Annotated in this window: 15 protein-coding genes; 11 read left to right on the forward strand and 4 right to left on the reverse strand. The window is 72.7% G+C overall.

The features are described from left to right. Positions 1-91 precede the first annotated feature (91 nt). On the forward strand, positions 92-2,272 hold the full coding sequence (locus ACZ60X_RS08220; protein ID WP_469594868.1) for an MMPL family transporter: 2,181 nt from the start codon (positions 92-94) through the stop codon (positions 2,270-2,272). A 608-nt stretch (positions 2,273-2,880) separates the two neighbouring features. Beyond that, a complete protein-coding gene (locus ACZ60X_RS08225; protein ID WP_469594870.1) occupies positions 2,881-3,276 on the forward strand; it encodes a GNAT family N-acetyltransferase in 396 nt (131 codons plus the stop codon). A 20-nt stretch (positions 3,277-3,296) separates the two neighbouring features. On the opposite strand, the gene ACZ60X_RS08230 is transcribed toward ACZ60X_RS08225, so the two are convergent. Continuing rightward, positions 3,297-4,184 carry an MBL fold metallo-hydrolase gene (locus ACZ60X_RS08230; protein ID WP_469594872.1) on the reverse strand — a complete coding sequence of 296 codons (888 nt, stop codon included), beginning with the start codon at positions 4,182-4,184 and terminating at the stop codon, positions 3,297-3,299. A 321-nt stretch (positions 4,185-4,505) separates the two neighbouring features. On the opposite strand from ACZ60X_RS08230, the gene ACZ60X_RS08235 reads away from it, so the two are divergent. The 4 genes from ACZ60X_RS08235 to ACZ60X_RS08250 are packed head-to-tail and all read left to right on the forward strand — an operon-like array spanning position 4,506 to position 8,274. Further along, positions 4,506-5,453, forward strand: a complete 948-nt coding sequence (locus ACZ60X_RS08235; RefSeq protein WP_469594874.1) for an ABC transporter ATP-binding protein — start codon at positions 4,506-4,508, stop codon at positions 5,451-5,453. Further along, the gene (locus tag ACZ60X_RS08240; protein WP_469594878.1) at positions 5,450-6,292 is read left to right on the forward strand and encodes an ABC transporter permease; all 843 of its coding nucleotides are present in this window, start codon (positions 5,450-5,452) and stop codon (positions 6,290-6,292) included. The genes ACZ60X_RS08235 and ACZ60X_RS08240 overlap by 4 nt, the downstream gene beginning before the upstream one ends. Positions 6,293-6,349: 57 nt before the next feature. Further along, positions 6,350-7,609 (forward strand): sensor histidine kinase, encoded by a 1,260-nt coding sequence (locus ACZ60X_RS08245; RefSeq protein WP_469595967.1) that lies wholly within the window; start codon positions 6,350-6,352, stop codon positions 7,607-7,609. Then, entirely contained in the window at positions 7,606-8,274 is a 669-nt protein-coding gene (locus tag ACZ60X_RS08250) for a response regulator (protein ID WP_469594880.1), read from the forward strand. Before ACZ60X_RS08245 ends, ACZ60X_RS08250 begins: the two co-directional genes overlap by 4 nt. A 385-nt stretch (positions 8,275-8,659) precedes the next feature. On the opposite strand, the gene ACZ60X_RS08255 is transcribed toward ACZ60X_RS08250, so the two are convergent. Then, positions 8,660-9,406 carry a TetR/AcrR family transcriptional regulator gene (locus ACZ60X_RS08255; protein ID WP_469594882.1) on the reverse strand — a complete coding sequence of 249 codons (747 nt, stop codon included), beginning with the start codon at positions 9,404-9,406 and terminating at the stop codon, positions 8,660-8,662. A gap of 93 nt (positions 9,407-9,499) precedes the next feature. Here ACZ60X_RS08255 and ACZ60X_RS08260 point away from each other — a divergent pair, with 93 nt between their 5' ends. The 5 genes from ACZ60X_RS08260 (at position 9,500) to ACZ60X_RS08280 (ending at position 13,664) form a co-directional block, all read left to right on the forward strand. Then, the gene (locus ACZ60X_RS08260) at positions 9,500-10,363 is read left to right on the forward strand and encodes an NmrA family NAD(P)-binding protein (protein ID WP_469594884.1); all 864 of its coding nucleotides are present in this window, start codon (positions 9,500-9,502) and stop codon (positions 10,361-10,363) included. Between the two features lie 101 nt (positions 10,364-10,464). Further along, positions 10,465-11,157 carry a lytic transglycosylase domain-containing protein gene (locus tag ACZ60X_RS08265; protein ID WP_469594886.1) on the forward strand — a complete coding sequence of 231 codons (693 nt, stop codon included), beginning with the start codon at positions 10,465-10,467 and terminating at the stop codon, positions 11,155-11,157. 89 nt (positions 11,158-11,246) lie between these two features. Further along, positions 11,247-11,531 carry a Sec-independent protein translocase subunit TatA gene (gene tatA, locus ACZ60X_RS08270; RefSeq protein ID WP_469594888.1) on the forward strand — a complete coding sequence of 95 codons (285 nt, stop codon included), beginning with the start codon at positions 11,247-11,249 and terminating at the stop codon, positions 11,529-11,531. Between the two features lie 136 nt (positions 11,532-11,667). After that, positions 11,668-12,243 carry a TerD family protein gene (locus ACZ60X_RS08275; protein WP_469594891.1) on the forward strand — a complete coding sequence of 192 codons (576 nt, stop codon included), beginning with the start codon at positions 11,668-11,670 and terminating at the stop codon, positions 12,241-12,243. 140 nt (positions 12,244-12,383) lie between these two features. Then, the gene (locus ACZ60X_RS08280; RefSeq protein ID WP_469594893.1) at positions 12,384-13,664 is read left to right on the forward strand and encodes a KAP family P-loop NTPase fold protein; all 1,281 of its coding nucleotides are present in this window, start codon (positions 12,384-12,386) and stop codon (positions 13,662-13,664) included. Between the two features lie 15 nt (positions 13,665-13,679). On the opposite strand, the gene ACZ60X_RS08285 is transcribed toward ACZ60X_RS08280, so the two are convergent. Further along, positions 13,680-15,056 (reverse strand): sensor histidine kinase, encoded by a 1,377-nt coding sequence (locus tag ACZ60X_RS08285; protein WP_469594895.1) that lies wholly within the window; start codon positions 15,054-15,056, stop codon positions 13,680-13,682. Positions 15,057-15,059: 3 nt separating this feature from the next. Beyond that, positions 15,060-15,737, reverse strand: coding sequence for a response regulator transcription factor (locus ACZ60X_RS08290; RefSeq protein ID WP_469594897.1), 678 nt, complete (start codon positions 15,735-15,737; stop codon positions 15,060-15,062). Positions 15,738-15,762: the final 25 nt, after the last annotated feature.

A 15,762-nucleotide genomic window follows, 5' to 3' on the forward strand; every position in this document is an offset into this window, starting at 1 on the left:
GGTTCGTACAGTGCGTTCCGGTCGGGGTCGCCGATTGCCAGGGACCGCTCCCCGGGCTGCGGTGATCTTCCTGTCCAGGAGGACCTTCCGCATGTTCCGACGTATTGGCAACACAGTCGTCCGACATCCCGTGTGGACGATCGTGGCATGGCTGATAGCCGCGGTGGCGATCGTCGCCACCGCCCCCGGTCTGCCCTCGAACAGTGACGAGAGCAGCTTCCTGCCCAAGAGTTACGAATCCATCAAGGCCGCGGACATCCAGCAGAAGGCGTTCCCCAGCGCCTTCACCCCGTCCGCGATCGCGCTCTACCAGCGCACCGACGGCGGCAGGCTGACGGCCGCCGACCAGCAGGACATCGCCCGGATCACCACCGAGCTGGGTGACAAACACATCGACCAGGTGCAGAAGGTCGTCCCCGGCCCGCCGTCCAAGGACGGCAAGTACTCCATGACCCTGGTCCAGATGGACAGCAAGAACGCCGGCCAGCCCAAACAGGCCGACGCCGCCAAGACGTTGCGCGACGACGTCAAGCAACTGGCCAAGGGCACACATCTCGACGTCAAGCTCGGCGGCTCCGCCGCACAGGCCCTCGACCAGCAGGACTCGTCCACGCGCGGCCAGGCGCTGATCGGTATCGGCACCTTCGTGATCATCCTGGTGACCCTGCTGATCATCTTCCGGGCGCCGATCCTCGCCGTACTGCCCCTGGTGCTCATCGGTCTGGTCTCGGCCGTCGCCAACGGTCTGATCGCCTACGCCACCAAGCTGTTCGGCCTGCAGGCCAACAGCTCGATCTCGTCGATCCTGATCGTCGTGCTCTTCGGCGTGGGTACGGACTACTTCCTGTTCCTGATGTTCCGATACCGCGAACGCCTGCGCGCCGGTGACGAGCCCAAGCTGGCCATGGTCAACGCGGTCGGCCGGGTCGGCGAGGCCATCGCCTCGGCCGCCGGTGCCGTCATCATCGCCTTCCTGGCGCTGGTGCTTTCCACGCTGGGCTTCCTCAAGCAGATGGGCCCGGCGCTCGCCATCGCGGTCGCCGCCACGCTGGTCGCCGGCCTGACCCTGATCCCGGCCGTCGTCTCGCTCATCGGACCCAAGGTCTTCTGGCCGTCGAAGTCCTGGCAGCGGGAGCCGGAGAACGCCCGGTTCGCCGCCCTCGGCCGCGCTGTGCGGCGCCGCCCGGCGCTGACCGCCGTGGCCTCCGGTCTCGTCCTGGTCGTCCTGTCGCTCGGCACCCTCGGCTACAAGGCCACCTTCGACCTGGCGTCGGGCTCCATGCCGAAGACCAAGGAGTCGATGGTCGTCCAGGACCAGATGCAGAAGGCGTACTCGGCCGGTGCCGCCGCGCCCACCGACGTCTATCTCTCCAGCACCGACGGCAAGCCCCTGGACAAGTCCGGCTTCACCGCCTACGCGCAAAAGCTCGGGGCCGTGGAAGGGGTCGCCGCCGCACGGATGACCCAGGTCAGCAAGGACGGCACCACCGCCGACTTCACCGTCACGCTCAGGTACGAGGCCTCGACGGACAAGGCGATCGACGCCGTGGGCAAGGTGCGCGACGTCGCCCACTCCGGCGCGCCCGACGGCACGAAGGCCGTCGTCGGCGGCATGTCCTCGATCTACAAGGACATCAACACCGCGGTCAACCACGACTACAAGACGGTCTTCCCGGTGGCCGCCGCCCTCATCATGGTCATCCTGGGCCTGCTGCTGCGCAGCGTGGTCGCCCCCTGGTACCTGATCGCGTCGGTGGGCCTCGGCTTCGGCGCCACACTCGGCGCCACCGTGTGGATCTTCCAGAAGGGGCAGGGACACTCGGGCCTGATGTTCATGCTCCCGGTGATCATGTATCTGTTCGTGGTCGCCATCGGCACCGACTACAACATCCTGATGATCGCCCGGCTCCGCGAGGAGGCCCGCGAGGGCCGGGAGCCGCGCGAGGCGGCCGGCATGGCACTCAGGCACGCCGGACCGACCGTCGCGGCGGCCGGCTTCATCCTGGCGGCGACCTTCGCCACGATGATGCTGGCGGGTAACTCGCTGCTCACGGAGATGGGTTTCGCGGTCTCCTTCGGCATCATCGTCGCCGCGTTCGTCATGGCGATGTTCTTCACGCCCAGCCTCACCGCCCTGATCGGGCACGCGGCGTGGTGGCCGGGGCACGGCGACCGCGCCGAGGAGGCGACGGCCGCGGCGGGCACCGGAGCCTACGGTTCCGCCACCGCTCCCGGCGCCGACCGGGACGCAGTCGGCGGGCGCCACAACTAGGAACGACGGGAACGAAGTGACAGCGGGGGAGCCCTGCCGAGCCGTCCCGGCCCGGCAGGGCTCCTCCTTCGCCATGCGCCCGCGCCCGCCGAGCCGCCCGCACCCGGCCGCCCTCGCGCCGTCGCCGGCAATCCGCCAACAACCGCCCGCCGCACCGCCCACGACCGCACCACGCGCCGCTGAACCGTCCATGGTCGGTGCCGCCTGCCCGGTGGACCGTCCACGTGCTGGACCGTCCACGGCCGTGCCGCCTGCCTGTTGACCACTCATGGACGTCGTGCCGGCTGCTGGGCCGGCCCCGGTCGTCGCACCGGCCGGACGAGCGGGCCATGGTCCTCGCGCCGGCACGACGATTGGGCCGTGGTCGTACCGCCCGCCCCTGGATCGTCCATGGCCGTATCGCCCGCCCGTCGACCGCCACGGTCATCGCACCCGCCCGAGCTCGACCGTTCACGGCCTCACGGCGAACGGCCTGGTCGCCCTGAGGCCGGGGCGTGCTGACATCCTGCGGCCATGGTCATCCCGATGCCCTCCGGCCAGGACCCTTGACGATCTCCCGGCCGGGGCAGGACCAGCGGGACGCGGGCCGGTGCTCCTACGATCGGGTTATGACGATCACCTACGAGTGGCGCGGTGCCATCGACGACGCCGCTCTGGACGCGCTGCACGCCGACGGCTTCGGGCGTCCGGGCGGAGGGACCGAGTGGCGTGTGCGGCTGCGGCGGCACAGCCTCGGCTGGGTCTGTGCCCGCGAGGACGGCGACCTCGTCGGTTTCGTCAACGTGGCCTGGGACGGCGGCGCCCACGCCTTCGTCCTGGACACCGTGGTCGCCCGTCGTCGCCGTGACCGCGGGGTCGGCGCGGCGCTCGTCGCGGCCGCCGCCGACGGTGCGCGCGCCGCCGGATGCGCCTGGCTGCACGTCGACTTCGAGGAACACCTGCGCCCGTTCTACCTCGGCGCCTGCGGCTTCAAGGAGACGGCGGCCGGGCTGCTCGCGCTGTGACGCCGTAGAAGAGGGCGCCGTTACCAGCGCACGGCCGTGAAGTCCACGGGCCTCGGCCGCAGTTCGCTGGTGCGCGCCGCCAGCCGGCGCAGCCGCTCGGCCATCTCGCCGGCGGGAAGGTGCCGTCGGTCGCCGTGGCCCGGCAGCAGCCACTCGAAGCGCAGCCGGCCGACCGTCCGGTGCAAAGAGGCGGCCAGCTCGCGGATGGAGTACCAGGTCACCGACTCGGCCACCTCGATGTCCCCGCTGCCGCGCGACCAGTAGAAGCTGTCGCCGCTGAAGCAGTACCGCTCGTCCGCGACGAACAGCACACTGCCCCTGGTGTGCCCGGGGAGCGGGAAGGCGACGACTCCGGCGGCGATCTCCACCGGATCGGTGCCGCGCAGGACGTGGTCGGCGTCCGGGACGGAGTCGAGGTCACCCTCGTGGATCCACAGCCGCGCGCCGAGGCGGTCGGCGTAGCGGCGGCCGTGGGCCACGTGGTCGCGGTGGGTGAGCAGGACGTCGGTGACGCTGCCCAGCGCGTCGTAGCGCTCGGCCAGCGACTCGCTCCAGCGCGGGGTGTCCACCAGCATCGCGGTGCCGTCGGGACGGCGCAGCAGATAGGAGTTGGCGGCCGCCGTGCGCGGGGAGTTGTGACCGCACAGGAACACCGTGTCGTCCAGGGGCAGCGGGAAGGGGTCGTGGGCGGCGTCCAGTCGCCCGCCCGGAGGGCGGACGGAACGGGTGTGGCAGGCGTGCGCGGCGGCGTACATCCGCCCGGCCTCGTCCCGGCCGCGCGGCTGGCGCAGGACGACCGAGCGGCCGTCCACCTCCCCGATCAGGCGCGGGGCCAGCTGCCGGGCGACGTCGCAGTTCGTGCACCGCTCGTCCACATACCAACTGTCCGGTAAGCGTTCGTCGTTCATGGCCCTTCCTCTCCCTGCGGCGCTCGCCGTGCCGTGCCGTCCTTCCAGAGGTATCCCGCGCCGCAGGGAAACCGGAAGGGGCTGCGGGGCTTGTGGTTACGGGAGCACGCTGCTCTGGGGCGGCCCCGACGCGGCCACTGTCACCGGTAGCCCTCACAGCCTGCCGGAACCGCACGGCCGCCGTGCCCGTAGTACCCCGGTACCACGGACTCGCCGCGGTTCAGCCTCCGGTACCACCGGATCCGGGGGCCGCGGATCTTAGCGTGGTCGGCGAGGCGCCGGTGGTTGTCGCGGGCGCCGCGGCCGACAGAGAGAACGCGCATGATCGAGGCACAGCAGCTGACCAAGAGGTACGGCGAGAAGACAGCCGTCGACCGGCTGGACTTCACCGTCAAGCCCGGCACCGTGACCGGGTTCCTCGGTCCCAACGGCGCCGGCAAGTCCACGACCATGCGCATGATCGTCGGGCTCGACGCCCCGACCAGCGGCTCGGTCGCGGTGAACGGCCAGGCGTACGCCCGGCACCGGGCGCCCCTGCAGGAGGTCGGCGCGCTGCTGGAGGCGAAGTCGATCCACCCCGGCCGCTCGGCCTACCAGCATCTGCACGCGCTCGCGCTGACCCACGGCATCCCGCGCCGCCGGGTCGACGAGGTCGTCGACCTCGCCGGGCTCGGCAGCGTGGCGAAGAAGCGGGCCGGGGCCTTCTCGCTCGGTATGGGCCAGCGGCTCGGCATCGCGGCCGCGCTGCTCGGCGACCCGCAGACGGTGATGCTGGACGAGCCGGTCAACGGGCTGGACCCGGAAGGCGTGCTCTGGATCCGCAACCTGCTCAAGGCGCTCGCCGACGAGGGCCGGACCGTCTTCGTGTCCTCCCATCTGATGAGCGAGATGGCACTCGTGGCCGACCACCTCATCATCGTGGGGCGCGGCCGGCTGCTGGCCGACACCACCGTGCCGGACCTCATCCGCGAGGCGGGCGGCGACGCGGTCAAGATCGTCACCCCGGACCCGGCGCGGCTGCGGGACGTGCTGGCCGGGCCCGGCGTCGACATCACGGGCCGGATCGGCTCGGAGGAACTCCAGGTCACCGGTCTGAGCGCCCGGGAGATCGGGCTGGCGGCGGCCGAGCACGGCATCGCGCTGTTCGAGCTGACGCCACGGACGGTCTCGCTCGAAGAAGCCTTCATGAACCTGACCCGGGACGCCGTCGAATACCACGGCTCCACGACCGCCACCGAGACCCTGGAAGCCGCCGGGAGGCCCGCATGAGCACCCTGACCACCCCCGCGGCCGAGGCGCCCGCCACCGCGCCTACCCGCCCCGCCTACCGGGTCACCGGACGGCGTGTACTGGCCTCGGAGTGGGCCAAGCTCTGGTCGCTGCGCTCGACCTGGATCACCCTCGGGCTGGCCCTGCTGTTCACGGTCGCGTTCGGGCTGATCGCCGCCAGCCGCTACAAGTCCAATCTCGACTCGGGCCGTCTGGACGGGGACCTCGCCCACTCCACCGCCGTGAGCCTGTCCCTGTTCGGCACCCACTTCGCCCAGCTCGCGCTCGGCGTCCTCGGCGTGCTCGTCACGGCGGGGGAGTACTCGACCGGCATGATCAGGTCCACACTCGCCGCCGTACCGCGCCGGCTGCCCGTCCTGTGGTCCAAGGCGGCCGTCTACGGCGTGATCGCGTTCGTGGTCGCGACCGTGGGCGCGTTCGTCACGTTCGGGATCGGCAGCCAGATCGTCTCCGGCACGCCCGCCGCCCTGGGCTTCTCCCACGCGGGCGTCGTACGGAGCCTGCTGGGCGCGGGTGTCTACCTGGGCCTGGTCGGCGTGATCGGCGCCGCACTGGGCGCGCTGCTGCGCTCGGTCGCCGGGGGCATCTCCGTCCTGGTCGCCACCCTGATGCTCATCCCGGGACTGGTCTCGCTGCTGCCCAGCTCCTGGCAGAAGGACATCAGCCCCTACCTGCCGAGCAACGCCGGCGAGTCGGTGTTCGCGCTGACCCACGACAGCACCACCCTTTCGCCCACGGCCGGCCTGCTGGTCTTCCTCGGCTGGACGGCACTCGCGCTGGCCGGGGCGGCGTACCGGCTGGTGCGCAGCGACGTCTGAGCCCGGCACCATGGGCAGGTGACACCTTTGACGACCACCATCGACGACATCGGCGGCATGGGGCCGCTGGTCGCCCGGATGTCCCGGGGCGGCCAGCGGCTGCGGCAGGCCGACCACGCCCGCCCCTGGGTGCTGGACACCGCGGTGGTGGCCGTCGTCTTCCTGCTGTTCTGCCTGCCGGACCTGCTGCACGGCGGCGTCGGGGACGGCGACGCCCCGCGCCGGCTGCGGCTCGCCTTCACCCAGCTCCCGCGCGCGGGCATCCTGGCCGTCCAGGCCGGTCTCGTGCTGCCCCTGCTGTGGCGGCGGCGCAGACCCATGGCCGCCTTCGGCGTCATCGCGGCCGTCTTCGTCGTCCAGTGGTCCCTGGGTGCCGTACTGCACGCGGACGTCGCGCTGTTCATCGCCCTGTACAGCCTGACCCTGCACGGACGCCCGCGGCAGCTGCCGTGGGCCTGCGCGGTCATGGCGGCCGGGGTGGTCCTGGTCGCGGTCCACGCGTCGGCGGCCGTGTCCGTCTGGGACGCGCTGTTCTTCCTGCTGAGCACGGCGATCGCGGCCCTGGCGCTCGGCCTGATGGTGCGCATCCGCCGGGCCCAGCTCGCCGGGCTGCGCGAGCGCGCGGCCCGGCTGGAGATCGAACGCGACCAGCGCAGCAGGCTGGCGACCGCCGCCGAACGCGCCCGGGTGGCGCGCGAGATGCACGACATCGTCGGGCACAACCTCTCCGTCATGATCACCCTCGCCGACGCGGGCGCCTACGCCACCGACACGGCCCCCGAACGAGGCAAGGAAGCGCTCCAGCTCATCGGCGACACCGGCCGCACGGCCCTCGGCGAGCTGCGGCGCGTGCTCGGCGTGCTCCGCGAGGACCCGGACGACACCCCCAGGGCGCCCGAACTCAGCCCCCAGCCCGGTGTCGCGGACCTGGAGACGCTGTGCGACGGTGTGCGCACGGCCGGTCTGGACGTCGTCTACCGGACCGTCGGCGACGTCGACGCCCTCGACAGCGGAGTGCAGCTCGCCGTCTACCGCATCGTCCAGGAGGCCCTGACGAACACCCTGAAGCACGCCGGGGCCGACACCCGGGTGAAACTGTCCGTCGTCGTCGAGGACACCCGGCTGCTCGTCCGGGTCCGCGACGACGGACCAGGGGCAGGCCGCCCGGGACCGCCGAACGAGGAAGGACACGGCCTGGTGGGCATGCGCGAAAGAGCCGCGCTCTACGGAGGACACGTCAGCGCGGGACCCGCGCCCGGCGGGGGCTGGGCCGTGGAGGCCGCCCTCGACCTGACCCCGCGGGGTGGTTCCCGGTGACGACCGTGCTCGTCGTGGACGACCAGCCGTTGCAGCGCTTCGGCTTCCGCATGCTCCTCGACGCCGTCCCCGAGACCGAGGTCGTCGGCGAGGCGGCGCACGGCGCCGAGGCCGTCCGCAAGGCCGCCGAGCTGCGCCCCGACGTGGTCCTGATGGACGTCCGCATGCCCGGCATGGACGGCATCGAGGCCACCCGGCAGATCACCGCCGCCGGCGACCGCTCCCGCGTCCTCGTGCTCACCACCTTCGACCTGGACGAGTACGTCCACGCCGCGCTCCGGGCCGGGGCCAGCGGCTTTCTGCTGAAGGACGCGCGCCCCGAGGAACTCCTCGCCGGGATCCGCGCCGTCGCCGCGGGCGACGCGGTCATCGCCCCGTCCCTGACCCGCCGCCTCCTCGACGAGTTCGCCCGCTACGGCCCCGTGCGGGGCGCGGACGGCACCGACGACGCCCGGCTGCGCTCGCTCACCGACCGGGAGCGCGAGATCCTGGTCGCCGTCGGCAAGGGCTGGACCAACGGCGAGATCGCCGCCCGTTTCGTCCTGTCCGAGTCCACGGTCAAGACCCATGTCGGCCGCGTCCTGGCCAAGATCGGCGCCCGCGACCGCATCCAGGCCGTGATCTTCGCCTACGACCACGGCCTCGCCCGCCCGAACTCCGGCTGAGGCCCCGCCCCGGCCGGGGCCGTGCCGCGACGGTGGTGCGGCGGCGCACGCGACAGGACGGCGGCCTCGGCGTTCAGGTCCGCTCCGGTGGTGGGTCGTCGGGCGCGGGCCGAGTCGTCGGCCGCGGCGGGGGTGCGTTCGGGGCGTGGGGCCGGTCCGGCGTCGGTCGCTCGCGCGCCGAGCGGCGGTTGCCGCCGGGGATGCGCGCGGCGGCGCTGACCTCGCACCGATGTGTCGCGTCGACGCGGGCGGCTCATGGCCGACGGCCCCCCGCTCGCCGTACCGCGCGCGGTGGGCTGCGGCGCGGTGTGCCGTACCGGGTAGCTCCGGGCGTCTGAGGAGCACCGCCCCGGGGCAGGTCACGGCCGCTGAGACAGGCGGCTCCTCAGCCGTCGGCGGCGAGACGGTCGAGCCACTCGTGCAGCAGATGGCGTTCCGCTTCGCTGAGGGCCGTCCGCTCGGGCAGTGCGGCGCGCAGGGCGCGGGCGGCACCGGCCGGGCCTGCCTCGCGTACGACGGGCTCGTGATGGGTGACGGCGCCGACCATGGCCTCCCGGAGCGCGCTCAGCAGCGCTGTCCTGCGGTCGTCCTCGGGCAGGGACAGCCAGGTGAGCACCGCTCCGCGCGCTGTGGCGTGGATGATCGCGGCCGCCAGTTCCTCGTCCACCCGCAGCCAGCCGGCGGCGGCCAGGCGCCGGATACGGCCCCGCAGGATCTCCATGCCGGCCTGGTAGGCGGGCGACGCGGCCGCTGTCGGCTCGCTGTACATCAGCGTGTAGAGCGCGGGATGGGCCAGGCCGAACTCCACCGCGAGGTCCCACCCGGCCCGCAGGTCCTCGATGAGGTCCGGGGGATTCGGGTCGACACGCTTGGACGCGAGGAACGTGGCGAAGCCGTGCTCGGCCACCGCCTCCAGCAGTCCGTCCTTGTCCCCGAACAGCCGGTAGATGGCGGGCGGCTGCACGCCCGCGGCCTCGGCGACGGCCCGGGTGGTGACCGCGTCCCGGCCCGCGGATTCCAGCAGTCCGATCGCGGCGTCGATGATCCGCCGCCGGGGCTGCTCGTGGCCGGGGGGAGCGGGTGGGGGGCCGGCGGTGGCGGGACTGTGCGTGCTGCGCGGGGAAGACGGCATGTATCAACGATACCGAATACTTGATATCTACGTTAGTAACGATGGTAACGTGATGGCGATTCCATTGGAACTCCGACATCCCTGGAGTACGTCGTGATCATCGTGACCGGAGCGAACGGACAGCTCGGCCGCCGAGTCGTCGAAGCGCTGCTGACGCGCGTGCCCGCGCAGCGGATCGGCGTGAGCGTCCGCGACCCCCGCGGGGCACGGGCCCTCGCCGACCGGGGAGTCCGGGTGCGGCAGGGCAGTTTCACCGATCCGGCGAGCCTCGCCCACGCCTTCGAAGGCGCCACGCGGGTGCTCGTCGTCTCCGTCGACAAGATGGGCGAGGAGACCGTACGCCGGCACCGGACCGCCATCGAGGCGGCCGCCGCGGCGGGCGCCCGCCGCATCCTCTACACCAGTCAGATGGGCGCCTCGCCCGCCTCGCGCTTCCAGGCCTGCCGCGACCATGCCGCCACCGAGGAGATACTGCGCACCACGGGCGTGCCCTTCACCTCGCTGCGCAACGGCTTCCACGCCGCCAGCGCGCTGCTGCTCCTCGGCTCCGCCCTGGAGACCGGCGAGATCGCGCTCCCGCAGGACGGACCCGTGCGCTGGACCGCGCACGCCGACCTCGCCGAGGCGGCCGCCGCCGTCCTCGCCGGCGAGGACGGCTTCGACGGTCCGACCCCGCCGCTCACCGCCGGGCAGGCCCTCACCTTCGGCGACATCGCCGCCCTCGCCACCGGCCTGACCGGCCGCACCGTCAAACGCGTCACCGTCCCCGACGAGCTGTTCCGGGAAGAGCTGGTGGCCCGGGGCACCCCGGGCGAGCTGGCCGACCAGATGCTCGGCATCTTCGCCGCGAGCCGCGCCGGTGAATTCGCCACCGGGGACCCGGCCCTGTCCACCCTGCTCGGCCGCGAACCGCTCACGCTGGAGGCGGTGCTGCGCGACAGGTTGACCGGGAGCTGATCGCCGGGGGCCCGGTGCCTAAAATGGCCCGGCGCGTGCGCGCCGAGTGATCCGCTCGGCAGGACCGTCGGCGCGCGCCGCGACTCCCAGAGGGGACGGGCATGCCGGACTCCGTGCGACCGAGGCGCCATCGCTGGCTCGCCGTGGCGGTCTTCGCCCTGGCCCTGTACGTCGTCCTGCGCGCCGCCGGCCTGTTCGGCGGCGGCGACCACGACGGCACCCCGCCGCCGGCGAAGGCGTCGAGCGCCGCGCCCACCCCGTCGGCCGGCGCGTCCGGTCCCACTCCGCCGGCGGCGGCCACCTCGTCGTACGACCCCGCCCAGTACGCCCCGCAGGTGCGCGCCCGCGCCCGGCAGGCCGGCGTCAGTGCCCAGCTGCTGATGGCGATCCTCTACAACGAGGCGTACAAACCGCACGACCCGGCCTTCGAGCGGGCATGGCAGAAGTACAAGCCGGACGCCGCCTTCGGTATCGCGAACATGCACCGCGCCACCTTCGACGAGGTCAAGCAGGGCCGGGACTTCGCGAACCGCAGGTGGGACGAGCTGCCGGACGACCGGGGCCTCGCCATCGAGGCCGAGGCCTGCTACCTGCACGACCTGGCGGCCCGACTCCCCGCCGCGAGCACGCTCCCGTACCCGAGGAACGATCTGCTGGCGCTCGGCTACAACACGGGCGCGGGCAACATGCTCGCCTTCGCCCGCGGCGCGACCCCGGGCAGCCAGGCCCGCTCGTACCTGGACCGCCTGCACGCGAACTGGGCCAAGGCCGGCCGGGTCGTCGGCGCGCACTGACGGCGACCGCGGGCCCGGACCGTGCCCGCGACGGGGATCGCGCACGGTTGTACAGTTGCGCAAAAAGGCAATTCAGAGAGGGGTGGGCGATGTTCCGCAACGGGCTGGAGCCCTGGCATCTGCTGATCGTGGCGATCGTCATCATCCTGGTGTTCGGTTCGAAGAAGCTGCCGGAGGCCGCCCGTGGCCTGGGCAAGTCCCTGCGCATCCTCAAGAGCGAGGCCGCGGCCATGAAGGAGGACGGCGCGGCGCCCGTCCCCGCGCCGGCGCAGGACGCGACCGCGACCGGTGCGGCGGCGCCCCGCCTGGCCCAGGTCCCGTCCGAGGCGACCCGGACCTCCGCGCCCGCGGCCGAGGACCGCGCCGAGCGCTGACACCCGGCGTATCCGCAGGGCCTCCCGGCCGGCCGTCGCCCCCCACGCTTCAATCGTTGCGCCAATTTTGGAACCACGACGGTGAGCAGGACGTTTCACCCGGTGAACGGTCAGATCGCAGTCGGGAGGATGAGTCGTGGGAGTTTCCCTGGGCAAGGGTGGCAACGTGTCGCTGAGCAAGCAGGCGCCGGGCCTGAGCGCCGTGGTGGTCGGACTCGGCTGGGACGTGCGGACCACCACCGGCGCGGACTACGACCTGGACGCCTCCGCCCTGCTCTGTGACGTCTCTGGGAAAGTGGTCTCCGACCAGCACTTCGTCTTCTACAACAACCTCAGGAGCCCGGACGGCTCGGTGGAGCACACCGGCGACAACCTCACCGGTGAGGGCGAGGGGGACGACGAGTCGATCAAGATCGACCTGGCCGCCGTACCCGCCGAGATCGCCAAGATCGTCTTCCCGGTCTCCATCCACGAGGCCGACGTGCGGGGCCAGAGCTTCGGCCAGGTTCGCAACGCCTTCATCCGCGTGGTGAACCAGGCGGGCGGCCAGGAGATCGCGCGCTACGACCTCTCCGAGGACGCCTCGACCGAGACCGCGATGGTCTTCGGCGAGCTGTACCGGCACGCCGGCGAGTGGAAGTTCCGCGCTGTGGGCCAGGGGTACGCCTCCGGACTGCGGGGCATCGCCCAGGACTTCGGCGTCAACGTCTGACGGCTACTCGGCCGCCGGCGCCCGCCGCCGGCCCCGGCCCGAGCCCTGCGAACGCCGCCCGGACCTCGACCTCTCCTGACACACTGGGCAGCCGGACTCGCCCGCAGGGCACAGGACTTGCGCAGACAGGAGATCCCTCGTTGCGTCCGCTCACCGACAATCCCGTCACCAGTCCGCAGGCCGACTCGTTCCACTTCGGGCCCTACGTCGACGTCCTGCACGCGGCGGTGGAGCAGGCCACGCCGCTGCCGCTGACCGTCGGGGTGTTCGGCTCGTGGGGCGCGGGGAAGTCGAGCTTCCTGCGGCTGTGGGAGCGGCGGTTCGAGGCCGGGGACACCCGGACCATCTGGTTCAACCCCTGGAAGTACGACCGCAAGGTCGAGGTCTGGGCGGCCCTGCTGCACACCATCCTCGCCGAGATGGAGCAGGACAAGTCCGTGGGGCAGGCCCTGAGGGACAAGGCGGCGAGGCTCGCCAAGGCGGCGACCTGGCTCTCGGTCCGCGCCGGCCTGGGCACGGCGGCGGCGCTCGGCACCGGCGGCATCGTCAGGCGCGAGGACGTCGACGAGCTGCTGAAGGGCCTGTCCGAGGGAGACGCCGAGCAGTACCGGCAGGTGAACCGCTTCGAGGCCGACTTCGCCGACGCCGTACGGGAGTTCGTCGGCGAGGACGGCCGCCTGGTGGTCTTCGTGGACGACCTCGACCGGTGCACCCCCGAGTCGGCGATGACGGTGCTGGAGTCGCTGAAGCTGTTCCTGGCGCAGTCGAGTTGCGTTTTCGTCCTCGCCATGGACGTCGACGTGCTGGCCGCGATCGCCACCAACAAGTTCGGCGAGGCCCTCAAGGGGGCGCCGGACGAGGTGGCGTCCGGCATGGCCTACCTCGAGAAGATCGTCCAACTGCCGTTCTTCCTGCCGGACGTGGGCTTCGACACCCTCCGTGCGGCCTTCCGGCCCTATGTCTCGGACCTGGCGGACGACGCCCTGTTCTGGGAACTGATCCAGCGCGGCCTCGGCGGCAACCCGCGCCGCCTCAAGCGCTACATCAACGTCTTCAACATGGCGCTGGCCGTCTCCCGCGGCCAGCTGCCGCCCGGCCGGATCGACCGCGAGTACCGCCTGCAACTGGCGGTGCTGCTCATCATCCGCACGCTGCACCGCCGCTTCTTCCACGCCCTGACCATCGACCCGGAGTCCTGGCAGACGCTGGCCGCCTGGTTCGAGCAGGTCCAGATCAATCCGCTCACCCGCCAGAACACCCTGCAACTCCCCGACCACCTGCGCGACTTCGCCACGGACTCGGCGCTCGAACGCCTCCTCACCCACAGCGGCGGCGAGCGCCTGCGTCCCCCGGCCGGCCCGGTCGTCCAGGAGATGGTCACCACCCTGCGCAGCACCGCGGGGCCGGTCGACCCCGAGTAGTCCCACCGGGCGGGTTCAGGGATCGTCCACCGGCAGCAGCACGACCAGCCGGGCCCCGGGAGCGTTGTCCTCCAGCACCGTGCGGCCGTGGTGGGCGGTGACCACGTCACGGACGATGGCCAGGCCCAGCCCACTGCCCCCGGTGTCCCGCGAGCGCGCGTCGTCCAGGCGGGTGAAGCGGCCGAAGACGCGTTCCCGGTCGGCGTCCGGGACGCCGGGGCCGTCGTCGGCGACGACCAGGCGGGCGCGGCCGTCCTCGGTGCGCAGGCTGACCTCGACCCGGCTGTCGGCGTACCGCACGGCGTTGTCGAGGAGGTTGCGCACCACCCGGGCGAGGGCGTCCGGGTCGCCACGCACCCGCGCCGCCCCGACGGCGTGCTGGTCGATCGGGACCCGGGCGCCGAGCCGGGCCGCGCGCACCTCGGCGAAGACGATCTCGTCCAGATCGACGGACGTCGTCCGGATCCGGGGCTGGTCGTCCAGCCGGGCCAGCCGGAGCAGGTCGTCCACGAGCCGGGTCAGCCGCTCGGACTCCCGCAACAGGGACCGGGCGAGGACGCGGGCCTCGGGCGACCCGGCGTGCCGCGCGGCGACGTCGAGGCGGGTGCGCAAGGTGCTGAGGGGGTTGCGCAGTTCATGGGCGGCGTCCGCGACGAACCGCCGCTGCCGCCGGGTGGCGGTGTCCAGACGTGCCAGGAGGTCGTTCAGGGTCTGGGCGAGCCGGGCCAGGGCGTCCGCGGTCGGCGGTACGTCGAGCCTGCGGCCGAGGTCGGAGGCGGTGATCTCGGCGGTCTGGGCCCGCATGGCCTCCACGGGGCGCAGCGCCCGCCCGGTCAGCAGCCACACCACGGCCGTGAGCAGCGCGAGCACCGCCGGAGTGCCCGCGGCCAGACCGGCGGTGAGCCGGTCCAGCCCCCGCTCCACGCTCTCCGTGGGCAGGGCCACGTACACCGTCCACGGGCTGCCGGCCGTGCCCACGGGGACGGCGACGGCCCGCCAGGCCCCGCTCGTGCCCACCGGGATGTCGTACACGGTGTGCGCCCGCGGGGTCCCGGACCGGCTCGCCGGAAAGAAGAACGCCCGTGGCCTGCCGCGCAGGTTGGCCGAGCTGGCGACCACCGTGCCGGTGCGGTCGACGATCTGCACGGCGACCTCCCCGTGGCCGCCCGCGGGGACCTCCGCGCCGGTCCGGGCACTGTCGGCGTCCGCCGCCACGACCTCGGCACGCTGGAGGGCGGCCGTGTCCAGGCCGTGGATCAGGCTGGCGTGCAGCCACACCACGAGCAGGACGGCGGCCCCCGCCAGGCCCGCGGTCATGACCAGGGCCGCGGCGGCTGTCAGCCGCAGCCGCAGCGACCTGCGGGCCCACCAGAACCGGGCACCGGCCGCCACCGCTCACCCCGCACCGCTGCGCAGCCGGTAGCCGAAACCCCGCACCGTCTCGATGCTGCGGCGGCCGAACGGAGCGTCGATCTTGCGCCGCAGGTAGCCGACGTAGACCTCGACCACGTTGGTGTCGCCGTCGAAGTTCTCGTCCCACACATGGGCCAGGATGTCGGTCTTGCTGAGGACCTCGTCGGCGTGCCGGACCAGGTACTCCAGCAGCGCGAACTCCCGCGCGGTCAGTTCGATGTCCCGCTCGCCGCGCCGGCAGCGGCGGCGGGCGGGGTCCACGCTGAGGTCGTCGGCCCGCAGCACCGCCGGGCGGGCCGGTGCCCCGCGCCGCAACAGCGCCCTGAGCCGCGCGACGAGGACGACGTACGAGAACGGCTTGCTCAGATAGTCGTCGGCGCCGAGGTCGAGGGCGTCCGCCTCGTCGTACTCGCCGTCCTTGGCGGTGAGCACCAGGACCGGGGTCCACACCCCGGCGTGGCGCAGCCGCTTGAGCACCTCGTAGCCGGACAGTCCGGGCAGCATGATGTCGAGCAGGATCACGTCGTACGAGTCGTGCAGAGCCCGCCACAGGCCGTCCGTGCCGTCGTGGGCGACCTCGGCGACGAAGCCCTCGGCGGCGAGTCCGTCGGCGATCGCCGACGCGAGCCCGCGCTCGTCCTCGATGATCAGCGTCCGCATGGCAGCCTCGTGTCCACGTTAGCCA

The sequence above is a fragment of the Streptomyces sp. NPDC104106 genome, assembly GCF_055584345.1.